The organism is Methanohalophilus portucalensis (assembly GCF_002761295.1).
GTDB classification, from domain to species: Archaea; Halobacteriota; Methanosarcinia; order Methanosarcinales; family Methanosarcinaceae; genus Methanohalophilus; species Methanohalophilus portucalensis.
Genome location: NZ_CP017881.1, coordinates 1762573 through 1774933, shown reverse-complemented (window position 1 = coordinate 1774933; position 12361 = coordinate 1762573). Strand labels below are relative to the sequence as shown.

The 12361-nt window shown below is 41.7% G+C and carries 13 protein-coding genes; 2 read left to right on the top strand and 11 right to left on the bottom strand.

Annotated elements, in window-relative coordinates; genetic code table 11:
* Window position 1 precedes the first annotated feature (1 nt).
* The 10 genes from BKM01_RS09135 to BKM01_RS10820 form a co-directional block, all read right to left on the bottom strand.
* On the bottom strand, window positions 2-625 hold the full coding sequence (locus BKM01_RS09135) for a DUF447 domain-containing protein (protein ID WP_072357948.1): 624 nt from the start codon (window positions 623-625) through the stop codon (window positions 2-4).
* Window positions 625-1545: a triphosphoribosyl-dephospho-CoA synthase gene (locus BKM01_RS09130; protein WP_072357945.1), complete on the bottom strand. Its 921-nt coding sequence runs from the start codon at window positions 1543-1545 to the stop codon at window positions 625-627. Before BKM01_RS09130 ends, BKM01_RS09135 begins: the two co-directional genes overlap by 1 nt.
* Window positions 1546-1556: 11 nt before the next feature.
* Complete coding sequence (locus BKM01_RS09125) at window positions 1557-2684, bottom strand: methanogenesis marker 9 domain-containing protein (protein ID WP_072357942.1); 1128 nt, start codon at window positions 2682-2684, stop codon at window positions 1557-1559.
* 107 nt (window positions 2685-2791) lie between these two features.
* Window positions 2792-3442, bottom strand: a complete 651-nt coding sequence (phoU, locus tag BKM01_RS09120; protein WP_072357939.1) for a phosphate signaling complex protein PhoU — start codon at window positions 3440-3442, stop codon at window positions 2792-2794.
* A 4-nt stretch (window positions 3443-3446) separates the two neighbouring features.
* Window positions 3447-4214, bottom strand: a complete 768-nt coding sequence (pstB, locus tag BKM01_RS09115) for a phosphate ABC transporter ATP-binding protein PstB (RefSeq protein ID WP_072357937.1) — start codon at window positions 4212-4214, stop codon at window positions 3447-3449.
* A gap of 17 nt (window positions 4215-4231) precedes the next feature.
* The gene (gene pstA, locus BKM01_RS09110) at window positions 4232-5083 is read right to left on the bottom strand and encodes a phosphate ABC transporter permease PstA (protein WP_072357935.1); all 852 of its coding nucleotides are present in this window, start codon (window positions 5081-5083) and stop codon (window positions 4232-4234) included.
* Window positions 5084-5977, bottom strand: a complete 894-nt coding sequence (pstC, locus tag BKM01_RS09105) for a phosphate ABC transporter permease subunit PstC (RefSeq protein WP_072357932.1) — start codon at window positions 5975-5977, stop codon at window positions 5084-5086.
* A 33-nt stretch (window positions 5978-6010) separates the two neighbouring features.
* A complete protein-coding gene (locus tag BKM01_RS11105; protein WP_234993657.1) occupies window positions 6011-7720 on the bottom strand; it encodes a PstS family phosphate ABC transporter substrate-binding protein in 1710 nt (569 codons plus the stop codon).
* 168 nt (window positions 7721-7888) lie between these two features.
* Window positions 7889-8776: a PstS family phosphate ABC transporter substrate-binding protein gene (locus BKM01_RS09095; protein ID WP_072357929.1), complete on the bottom strand. Its 888-nt coding sequence runs from the start codon at window positions 8774-8776 to the stop codon at window positions 7889-7891.
* A gap of 303 nt (window positions 8777-9079) precedes the next feature.
* Window positions 9080-9247: a hypothetical protein gene (locus BKM01_RS10820; protein WP_157769636.1), complete on the bottom strand. Its 168-nt coding sequence runs from the start codon at window positions 9245-9247 to the stop codon at window positions 9080-9082.
* A 154-nt stretch (window positions 9248-9401) separates the two neighbouring features.
* On the opposite strand from BKM01_RS10820, the gene BKM01_RS09090 reads away from it, so the two are divergent.
* Both BKM01_RS09090 and BKM01_RS09085 read left to right on the top strand, forming a co-directional pair.
* On the top strand, window positions 9402-10769 hold the full coding sequence (locus tag BKM01_RS09090; protein WP_072357926.1) for a dihydroorotase: 1368 nt from the start codon (window positions 9402-9404) through the stop codon (window positions 10767-10769).
* Between the two features lie 72 nt (window positions 10770-10841).
* The gene (locus tag BKM01_RS09085; RefSeq protein ID WP_072357925.1) at window positions 10842-11750 is read left to right on the top strand and encodes an RAD55 family ATPase; all 909 of its coding nucleotides are present in this window, start codon (window positions 10842-10844) and stop codon (window positions 11748-11750) included.
* Here the strand turns inward: BKM01_RS09085 and BKM01_RS09080 are convergent.
* Entirely contained in the window at window positions 11727-12278 is a 552-nt protein-coding gene (locus tag BKM01_RS09080) for a DUF1614 domain-containing protein (protein ID WP_234993656.1), read from the bottom strand. The two genes, BKM01_RS09085 and BKM01_RS09080, sit on opposite strands and share 24 nt — an antisense overlap.
* Window positions 12279-12361 lie beyond the last annotated feature (83 nt).

Genomic DNA, 12361 nt, shown 5'->3' with positions numbered 1-12361 from the left:
ATTATTCAGTGTCTTTGCCTCCGGCTACACGTTTCTTAATTTCATCAATTTCATTTAAGAGGATTTCAGCGGCATCTTTTTCCCTTTGTCCTCCGCATTTGTAGGTAGTTTCCAGACATCTATCAATCAAGTCGAGAAAATCACTATTTCTTGTTAATTCATAACGAGTAGCGTGAACAGCTGCCTCAATAACTGCTGTAAGGCCCCGGTTAATGGCCCTTGGTCTATAATCATTGGCCATTGCATTCATTGGAATGATTTCTGCTGTCATGGCCTGTTCTGTATGTTTTATTTCGCCGCATCTGAAAATAACACTGCTGGCTGAATTTTTTAGCAGTGGTATTTTTGTTGAATTCAGGTGATAGTATTTGAAATTCTCATTTTCGAGATTGGAAAAAGTCGATTTTACAAAAAGTAGAGGGTTACAGGTCACATTGGCAGCAAAAATTTCATCCTGTTTCACATTTTCATATGTTGTAGAACCTTTATAAAGTCTTATGAAGACTTTGTTGTCTTTACGAATCAGGCCAATTGGAGCAGCGTTGGGATTTTTAATGCCAGATGTCAATATGATCTCGGAAATTCCATCGCATATACCGTATTTGTCAAGTTCTGAAACTTCCATCAAAACCGCATGCCTCCAATAATTGAAAGGAAAAGCCCCCCAATAATTATATCTGCAGTTGAACCGGGATTTATTTTCTTTTTGAGTAACTCTTCATCAAGTTCAATTATTGAAGGAAGGGTTGCTTCATAGCCTGATGTTTCTATCTGTGTGGCAATAGAGGTTGCCTTTTCTGAAACCTCAACTGCAGTTTCCCGGTTGAATTTAGTCTGTATGAATGTATCGGGATTATTCGACAATAACTTGAGAAAAGTGTAAACAATGGAGCAATTTATGTCTGTACAAATCCCTTTTCCTTCCATAAGGTCAGTGATATGTTCGCTGCACCGGCAGCACAGTTCAAAACCATTGGTCCACTCATTAGCTATCATGTCGTAGTTTTCGGATATTTCCATCAATTCGAAAAGGCTGGTTTGATTTTTCCTTAAGTTTGTGATGGAATCCGAATCGTTGAGATCAAGATCCTCTACATCCTGTACGCAGACATTTGCTTTTCCAAAAGCCTGATAGAAATTAATCGAGTCCTCTACATCTGTGTGTTTAACTATCAAGTGGGCTCTCTCAACGATTTTGTTCATATCAAACTTTTCATTTTCCTGACTCAGCTGACCTGCAGCTTTTGTCAGGGGAAGAAGGAGTAGGAACGCACCGAAATGTGTGTTTCCCCCCTTTTGCCATTTATTGCTTTCAAGCACAGCTTCTTTAAGCAATTCCCCTATCTTTTCTTTTCCGGAAACAGCCCTTTCAAATACTGGATAAACGCCTGTTGCAGATGCGAGGAAATGCTCATAACGTGTATCGACATAATCATGTGTCCTGTCGATATTTCCGGGTTTGGGTGATGCCGATACCTCCAGTATCATTGCAAGCTGGGCACTTCGGGCAACTTCGGAGGGCTGTATTTTGTAACAGGCGTTCATATCCCCACCGTTTATTTTTCTTTGGCGTGGTCGAGGATGTAGTCAGCCATTTGTTTTTTGAGTTTCATGTACTCTTGTGGGGAGAGATCTATAAGATCCAGCACACCATCTCTCATGAAACATGGTTTTGTGATTTTACAACACCATGCAAGACTGCCAAAGCAGGTACTGTCACCGTATTCAAGGGGGGTACCTTTTACAAATTCCATTTTCAGGTTTGCAAATTCCCGGGGACTGAAACCCAGTTGTTTGGCCTTATTATTTACAGCACAGGGCTTTACCGGGAGGCAACAGAACGTTAGTCCTCGCATATCGCCCTGTCCTCTGCAAATATGTTTTGGAGCATTATACCAGCCAGTAATTTCCTGAAATTCAGAAACAGCCTCTACAAGGGAATCTATAATTTCCGGGGAGTCCATTGCCTGTCTTCCCACAGATACCATATCTGCACCTCTGGAAAACATCTCCTTTGCATCATCAAAGCTCTGTATCGAATTATTGCCTATCAGGAATATACGTGTTGCATCCCTTACACGGCGTATGGCATCAAGGTCGGCACTTGCACCTTTTTTCATGGCATCGATATGGATAATATCGGCACCTGCACTTTCAATTGCTTTTGCAAGTTGTATGTCATCAACAACATTAGCCCTGATTTTAACAGAAAGCACGACACCAGTTTCTTTTATCTGCCTTATCCAGTCTGTAAGGCGTGGGAGGTCTTCCATTAGGGCCTCTCCAACTCCTGCTTCTTTCATTTCAGATTGGCGGCAGTGTGCATCCAGTTCCATTAATGCACCAGCATCCCTGATGATTTTTGCCACATCAAGTAAGGGTTTAAGTTCACTGCTGCGCAGGTTTATTCCCACTGTCCCATCGAAATCAACGGCTTTTAGCTCTTTTGTGATATATTCGATAGGCTCCTGTGATACGAATTCTTTTCTTCCTCTTTCTATGAGCTCACATGCTGCAGCATTGGTTTTCTCATCAAGGTTGTATCCGCCCATTACCACAAGTGCGGCACTTTTGCCATAACTGTTTACGAATGAGCTGTCTGTAATACCCGCCATTGGAGCGATGGCGACTGGATTTTTGAAATGGATGTATCCTATATTTAGATCAAAAAGTTCTTGGGTCACGTTGAAAGCCTCTGTTTTTCGTTATTCAGGGGTCATAGAAGAGACCTTCAGCATATTAATTTTACGAATTGAAAAATAGGATGGACAATGAAAAAATAAAGGATCAATCAGTTAAGATCGACCCTTTTAGCGGTTGCAATGTATACAATACTTTCACATATGTTGCATGTATGGTCTGCAATGCGTTCCAGATACCTGAGAACAAACATCATTTCCACTGCATTTTCAATAACAGTTGAGTTGTCGATCATCATCTGGACCAGATCCTGCCAGCCTGCGTAGACATTCCTGTCGACGATGTCATCTTTTGAAGTGATATCTTTTGCCAGCTCAGTATCCAATTCAGAATAGGCTTTTATGGATTGTTCTATCATTTCTTCACATGTGGATATAATAGGTTTACATTCAGAAATTGAAAGAGCCTTCTCAGCATCCATCTTTTTTATTCTTTTGGCTACATCCACTGCCAGATCACCCATTCTTTCCAGATCGATTGATATTCGATAAGAAGCCGTTATAAGTCGCAGGTCACTGGCAATTGGCTGCTGTAATGCCAGTAATCTTGTGATACGGGTTTCAACTTTCTCTTCAAAATCATTTACTGTATGATCCATTTCAATGATTTCCTGAGCAAGTTCTTTATCAATATTTGCAAGTGCCTTTATAGACTTCCTGAACATTTCCTGGGATACGGCGCTCATATCAGAGATGTTTTCTTTTAGTTCATCTAGTTCAGCGTGGTATTTCTCACGAACCATTTAATCACCCGAATCTTCCCGTGATGTAATCTTCAGTACGTTTTTCCCTGGGATTTTCAAATATCTGGTTTGTTTCTCCAAACTCGATTATTTTTCCCATAAGGAAAAATGCGGTGTAGTCAGAAATTCTGGCCGCTTGCTGCATATTGTGGGTAACAATTACAATTGTGTAATCTTTCTTCAATTCAAGAATCAGGTCTTCGATCTTATTTGTAGATATGGGATCAAGGGCACTGCATGGCTCATCAAAAAGAATTATCTCCGGTTCTACGGCCATGGTCCTTGCAATGCAGAGTCTCTGCTGCTGTCCTCCGCTGAGGTCCAGGGCTGATGAATCCAGCCTGTCAGATACTTCTCCGTAAAGAGCTGAATCCTGCAGGGTTTTATCAACAATTCCCTTTATGTCTTTTTTGGGAACTTTGTGGATTTTTGGACCATAGGCAATATTATCAAAAACTGACATGGGAAATGGGTTTGGTTTCTGGAAAACCATGCCAACCTTCTTTCTGAGTTCAACTACATCCACATCTTCATCGTAGATGTTTTTATTGTCGATTTTCACTCTGCCTTCGATATGACATACTTTTATAAGATCATTCATCCGGTTTATACAGCGCAGGAAGGTGGATTTTCCACATCCTGAAGGACCTATAAGGGCGGTTACACTTTTGCTGGGGATTTTAATATTTATGTCCTGGAGGGCTTGGTTGGATCCATACCATAGGTTGAGATCCTCAACCTCTATGTCTGCGAAATCATTAATTTCACTCATCTCTTATCCTCGAATAATTATCTGTGAAGTTTTTTCCTGTAATGTTTTCTGATAATAATTGCTATGCTGTTTATGAGCAGTACCAATATCAGTAACACAAGAGCAGTTCCGTACTGTATGTGTCTGGTTTCCATAGGGTTGAGGCCGGAGGTAGCCAGTATATACAAATGATAGGGCAAAGCCATGAATTGTGAAAATACAGACTCCGGCAGACGTGGTAAGAAGAAAGCTGCACCTGTGAACATTATGGGGGCTGTTTCACCTGCAACCCTGCCAATACTCAGGATAATTCCGGTTACTATTCCGGGTAATGCTTCTGGTAATACTATACTACTTATGGTCTTCCATTTTGTTACGCCAAGGGCAAGAGAAGCTTCCCTGTGTGCCTGAGGAACGGTTATCAGGGCTTCTTTGCTTGCTCTGATTACAACTGGCAATATCAAGAGGGAAAGGGTAAGGGATGCCGAGATAATTGAAGGTTTAAATGCTAAATATTTGACAAACAATGCCAATCCGAACAATCCGAATACTACGGAAGGGGTGCCGGCAAGATTGTTGATTGCCATTTCAATGATCCAGGTTGAACGGCTTTCCTTTGCATATTCATTTAGGTATATAGCTGAAAGAACGCCAAGGGGAATTGCGACAGCCATGGATATGGCAACAAGATGTGCCGTTCCTATCAAAGCGGGATAGATGCCACCTTCAGTCATCCGGTTTTTGGGCATCTCAGTCAGGAATTCCCAGCTCATTATGCTGTATCCCTGTATTACAATGTAGAGTATAAGGATTGCTACAAATGCAACAACAATCCATATACATGCTCTGAGGAAACCAAATGCTAATTTTTCAGTAGTTTTTGAGTCCAATCAGAGCCCCTCCTTGAGTTTATATTTTCTCTTTATTTGATCTGCAACCATATTTATTATGAAGGTCGTAATAAACAATACAGAACCAACTGCAAACAATGCATGGAAATGCGGGCTGCCTTTAGGCACTTCTCCCATTTCAAGTGCAATAGTTGCTGTCATTGTCCTGACAGGATCAAGAAATCCCTCGGGGAATCCAGGTATTATGGCCATGTTACCTGTTACCATCAATACTGTCATTGTTTCACCGATTGCTCTGCCTACTCCCAATATCACTGCGGCGGATATTCCGGAAAGGGCAGCCGGCAATGTTACTTTATAAATTGTCTGCCATTGTGTACTTCCCAGGGCTAACGAACCTTCTTTAAGTGCCTGTGGTACCGCATTAATGGAATCTTCGGAAATTGAAATTATTGTGGGTAGTGCCATCATTGCAAGCATTATAGAACCTGTAAGGGCTGTTTGACCTGTGGGTATATCAAAAATATCTTTTATAAGGGGGACAAGGACTATCAGACCAAAGAAACCGTATACAACAGAAGGTATACCTGCAAGGATTTCAATGAATGGTTTCAATAAGTCGGCGATTTTTGGGCTTGCCAACTCTGAAATATATATTGCTGCAGCAACACCCAGGGGTACAGCTATGGCGATTGCGCCTGCTGTGACCAGAAATGAGCCGAATAAAAGGGGGAGTATTCCAAAACGTGGCGGTGTTGAAGCGGTGTACCATGAACTACCGGTTATGAAACCAGTAAAAGAACTTGTTTCGAATAACAGGTATCCATCTCGGAAAAGAAAAATACAAATGAAGAGAAGGACAACGACAGTCGTTGCCGCTGCTAAGAACAGGCCGATTTCAATGCCCTTCTCTTTAAGTCTTCTGTGAAACATCGCTCACCTCTAAGGGTTCATGCTTCAAATCATTTACTCAACAGGGAAGTATCCTACTTCATAGACGATCTCTGTACCTTCCTCACTCAGGATATATTCTTTGAAGTCTGCAGCAAGGCCGGTAGTCTGTCCGTCTGTGTAGAAGTGAAGTGGTCTGGCAAGTGGGTAGTCGCCTGCAAGGATGTTTTCGGAAGTTGGTGCAACCATTCCGTCTCCCTTGTTGACATCTACACCCTTTACGTTTTCATTGAGGTAAGCAAAACCGATGTAACCGATAGCTGCATCGTTCTGTGAAACTGCCTGTACCACTGCACCGTTTGAACTCTGTGCAAGTGCGTCCGGGCGGAATTCATTTTCTTCACCGAGTACTTCTTCCTGGAAGTAACCATAGGTACCGGAGCTGCTGTCACGGTTAATAACTACGATTTCTTCATCCTCGCCACCGACATCTGCCCAGTTGCTGATGGATCCGTCATAGATTCCCTTTATCTGGTCGTAGGTAAGCTGGTCTACGGAGTTTGCAGGGTTTACAACTACTGTGAGTCCATCCCATGCAATTACATGTTCTACAGGGTCAATTCCGTTTGCTTCTGCTTCTTCGATTTCGGAATCTTTGATTTGCCTGGAAGCCATTGCAATGTGAACGTCACCATCGATCAGGGCTGCGATACCTGTACCGGAGCCGCCACCACTGATACTGATTGAAGCCTCAGGATGATTTTCCATGTAGGTTTCAGCTGCTGCCTGTGCGAGGGGGAGCACAGTTGTTGAACCTTTTACATTGATTTCTTCAGCCTCTGCAGTTTCAGAAGATGATTCTGCAGGGAAGTATCCTACATCGTAGACGATCTCTGTACCTTCCTCACTCAGGATATATTCTTTGAAGTCTGCAGCAAGGCCAGTGGGCTGTCCGTTTGTGTAGAAGTGAAGAGGTCTGGCAAGTGGGTAGTCGCCTGCAAGAATGTTCTCAGCGGTTGGTGCTACCATTCCGTCTCCCTTGTTGACATCAAGGCCTTTCACATTGTCAGTGAGGTAAGCAAAACCAATGTAGCCGATTGCTGCATCGTTCTGTGAAACGGACTGTAATACTGCACCGTTTGAACTTGTGGAAACTGCGTCCTCACGGAATTCATTATCATCACCAAGAACTTCTCCCTGGAAATAGCCGTATGTACCGGAGCTGCTGTCACGGTTAATTACTACAATTTCCTTGTCAGGGCCACCTACATCTGCCCAATTGCTGATGGAACCGTCATAGATTCCCTTTATCTGGTCGTATGTAAGCTGGTCTACGGGATTTTCCGGGTTTACAACTACTGTGAGTCCATCCCATGCAATTACGTGTTCTACAGGATCAATTCCGTTTGCTTCTGCTTCTTCGATTTCGGAATCTTTGATTTGCCTAGAAGCCATTGCAATGTGAACGTCACCATCGATCAGGGCTGCGATACCTGTACCGGAGCCGCCACCACTGATACTGATTGAAGCCTCAGGATGATTTTCCATGTAGGTTTCAGCTGCTGCCTGTGCGAGGGGGAGCACAGTTGTTGAACCTTTTACATTAAGTTCTTCAGATTCTTCAGCACCAGTTGAATAGTCATCACCAGAGCTTTCTGTTGGTTCTGCTGGTTCTTCATCATTGCTGACACAGCCGGCGGTGAATAACGCCAGTACCATTATTAAAGTAAGTGCTATTGAAAGTATTTTTGACCTTTCTACCATAGTTACATTATCCTTTTCCATTTGAAGGCTTAAGCCTCGGAAAAAGTAATGGATACCGTACTTATAGTCTTTATCGCAATATTCTATACTACACTATATTTCAACATATAGTCTATATAGGTATATTGGGTATGTAATTTCAGTGCACTTAAAAAAATAGAGGGTTAACAGCAGGCGTTTTTAGGAGATTTATGCGGGGAAGTATCCCACATCATTTATAATTATTGTGCCTTTTTCGCTCAGGATAAATTCTATGAAGTCTGCAGCAAGGCCTGTAGGCTGTCCGTCTGTGTATAAATGAAGGGGTCTGGCAAGTGGATATTTGCCTGAAAGGATATTTTTTGAAGTAGGCTCAACCATTCCATTCCCGGCATCGATATCTACGGCCTTCACACTATCATCCAGATATGCAAATCCTATGTACCCAATTGCTGCATCTTCATGGGTGACTGCCTGGACAATGGCTCCGTTTGAGTCCCGCGAGACTAAATCCGGGCGGAATTTATCTTCTCCTAATAATTCGTCTTTGAAATAGCCATAGGTTCCGGAACTCGGATCGCGGTTCTGTATTATTATTTCTTGATCTTCTCCGCCTACATCTGCCCAGTTGCTGATGGAGCCATCATAAATTCCCTTTATCTGATCGTAGGTCAGCTGGTTTACAGGGTTCTCCGGATTTACAACTACTGTGAGTCCATCCCATGCAATTACGTGTTCTACAGGGTCAAGTCCGTTTGCTTCTGCTGCTTCTATTTCGGAATTTTTCATTTTCCTGGATGCCATTGCAATATCTACTTTACCATCGATCAGGGCTTTTATGCCAGTGGTTGATCCTCCGCTAATAACATTTATTGACTTCTCAGGATGATTTTCCATGTATATTTCAGCTGCTGCCTGTGCAAGAGGGAAGACAGTAGTGGATCCTTCTAAGTTAAGATTTTCGACTTTAGTATGTTCTGTTATTGTTTCATTTATCTTCTCGTCTTGTGTGTTATCACTTTCATTAAGGCATCCTGCAGCAAATAATGCCAGCAATAAAATAAGTATAATTATTAATGGCCTGTGTGATTTTATCATATAAACCCTCTAATGTAAGTAAAGTTTCTTTTTAAAATAAGTGAACTAGGCATTTATAAATATTTGTTACTATATTCTATATATGTGTATATATTCTATGGTGAATATATTGACTTACTCTTCATTTATGGAATCGAAAAAAGTGATTGAGTAGTTAATATTACTCGATCTTTTTTGGTATTATATGATTGCAATTGTTGCAAAAGTATATGGCCATATTTCCCAGGCGCCTGTTCTCAAGATATGAGCTGCAAAAATAACATTGTACATTGCCTGGCACAACATTGGCCATTGTTTTTGCACTCATTTTCCTTCGATTCCACCTATAAGGAATCTGTAAAGGTCCATTTCTTCATTGTCAAGGTTTCCACTAATCCTTCCCCTATAGATTGTATGGGAAATGTTAGGATTACCTTTTTGGGATTTAAGTTCCCTTTCATTTTTCTCAATGCATTTCATATTGTCTATCACTTCCTCCTCCAAAATAAGTAATGTATTTCATTAATATATACTTTATCCCAAATATCTATATATAAAATTTAAATCATTATTTCCATCCGGTCGGAAGATGTAAAATGGGAAAAATAATATGCATACCTACCAATAACTAGTCGAAGGGAAGAGTATGAATGATATATTAATTAAGAACACTAAAGTTTTTTATAAAAATCAGTTGCAACCCGGCGAAGTGCTCATAGATGAAGGTAAAATAAAGAAAATTGCCAAAAATCTGAAGGGTGAGGAGGCGGACAGGCATATTGATGCACACGGCGGACTTACTATTCCAGCAGGCATCGATGTACATGTGCATTTCCGGGAGCCCGGTATGACTCACAAAGAAGATTGGTATTCAGGAAGTTGTGCTGCTGCTGCGGGTGGTATTGGGACAGTTGTGGAACACCCAAACACATTGCCTCCGGTTCTTGACAGAAAATCTTTCAGGGAAAAATTCAAATTGGCAAACCGTAAATCCATCATTGATTTTGGAATTAATGGTGGTGTGGGAAAGAACATTGAAAAGCTGGAAAGTCTCTGGGGGCTGGGTGTTACGGCTTTTGGAGAAATTTTCATGGCAGAATCAACTGCCGGTCTGGGATTGGATTCAGATTTGCTAAAAGAGGCTCTTGAAACAATCCAGCAACTTGGAGCATTGGCCTGTATCCATGCTGAGGATGAAAATATCAAATGCGATAACGAAATCTTACTCAAGAAAGATTTCACTCCTCAGTCCCATTCCCGGATTCGCTCCAATCAATGTGAGGCAATGGCAGTTAAGAATGCGCTTGAGCTGTCTGGTTTGACATCCGTGAATACTCATTTTTGCCACATCAGTACCCTGGAAGCTTTTGGTCAGCTAAAAAGGGAAAAATACATTCTTGAAAAAGAGGATGTTTCGCGTCATTTAAGCTTTGAGGTAGCTCCTCATCACCTTTTCCTATCAGACCGTGATTGGGAAAGACTTGATACTTTCGGTAAAATGAATCCCCCTCTGAGGAACCGGCAAAGTGTGAAAGCACTTGTTAATGGAATAAATGATGGTACAGTTGATGTTGTAGCTTCAGATCATGCTCCTCACAGGGAATCAGAGAAGGAGGGAGACATTAAGAGCGCTCCATCGGGTGTACCGGGAGTGGAAACCCTTATGCCCCTTATGATGGTGGGGGCTAAAAGAAATCTTTTCCATATCAAGCGTCTCATTGAAGTCACAAGCAGCAATCCGGCAAGAATTTTCGGACTTGACAAACACGGAAAAGGTGTTTTTGCTGAAGGCTATGATGCTGATTTAATAGTCATGGATCCGGGTAATGTGAAACCTATTAATTCAGACATGCTGCACAGTAAGGCAGGATGGACTCCGTATGAAGGGATGGAAGGCATATTCCCTGAATATACCATTTCCCGCGGGGAGATTATCTGGGATGGTGATATTGTGGGAAGGCGGGGAAGGGGTAACTTCCTTCCGGGTGCCGGCTCTGCTAAAGACGACGATTGATGTACATACTTTCTTTTTTTGTGTCCATGGTGCGCAAAATTTTATATGCACTATGGACTATATCCTTAAAGCATGGTACGTAACAAATATCCGGTTCATACGACACTCAGTTCGGATGCCATTAAAGTTCTTGATAGGTATGAAAAAGAACTTGGTGCTAAAAACCTTGTACTCGAGAAAGCTTTACTCTCGCTTGACAAGGGGCGCTTCAGGTCAAAAATGGATGCCGGTAATTTGCAATGTTCAATAAAACGGATAAGTACCGGTATTGTTGGGCTGGATGATATGCTTGAAGGAGGTATACCGGAAGGTTTCTCTGTGATTGTTACAGGTCCTCCTGGTACGGGAAAGACCACTCTTTGCATGCAATATCTTATGGAGGGTGTAACCAAAGGAGAGAAATGTGTTCTTTTTTCCTTTGAAGAACGTCTTCCACAGCTGGTGCAACAATTTATGAGATTTGGATGGGATGTTGCAAAATACATCGATGATGGCTACCTGGAAGTTTTTGGGATGTCGATGTTGACCTTTGAAGAGATCACAGAGATTATTGAGACGTATAAGCCCCGTCGCATCGTGTTTGATTCCCTTAATGTTTTTAGCAATCCTGAACAATTCCGCAATTCCGGAGGCTGGCGTTCGTTACACAGGACAATTAAGAATAGGAATATAACTTCATTTTTAATAACAGAAAAAAAGCATGGTATTGAAACCAAAGATTTTGATGAATATGATTTTCTGGGTGATGGTATCATATTTCTTGATTCCATGCAATTAAATGATATTGATAACACTTTGACTCCTGTTATGGCCATACAAAAAATGAGGGCCACAAAAATAGATTCCACTCCTCAATCATTCAGGTTCGGTGAGAAAGGGATTGAAAAATATCGTTCCATTCAAACATCAAAAGTCCTGCAAAATAAAATTGGAAATGAGGGGAATGTTAGTCCTTATTCAAGGAATGAACCCGGATATTAATGCGGCCAGTAAGGTGGTTACATATATTGCCTGAAAGCAGGCTGCTCCACCTATATCAATATAAGCGCTTCCTTTTTCTTCTCTTTTCAAGGCCATCAGGGATGCCACAGAGCCTGCTATGATTCCGCCTGCCCCGGCGATGAATATTATAGTATCTGCATTCTGAGGGGCCAATATCAATGCCAATGGAATTGTAAATATTCCTGTGTATGAGGGTATTACTATTCCTATACCATCAACAAAATCGGACAGTAATGCAACGACAACCAGTACTATGAGCATTATCTCCAACGCAACAAAATCCATTTCACTGACAAGTAGGTACAGAATTGTTAACATAGGAATTACAAATCCACCGATATTCAGTGTGATCTTTGTGTCATAGATCAGGTTTGTGCCTGTAGTAAGTTCATTTACCACAGGTACACCGTACGTTTCCTCCAGAAGAAGGGCGTCCCTATGCATATGCTGGTTTTTGCGAGTTCTGATTTTGGTTATCGGTATTTCTATATTTGATGCAATTGGCATCAGAACTAGGATTAAAAAGAGGGGGTATGATGAAATTGGTCCAAGAGTTAGCTGTTGCTTGTAACACAACATGGCTATGGGAA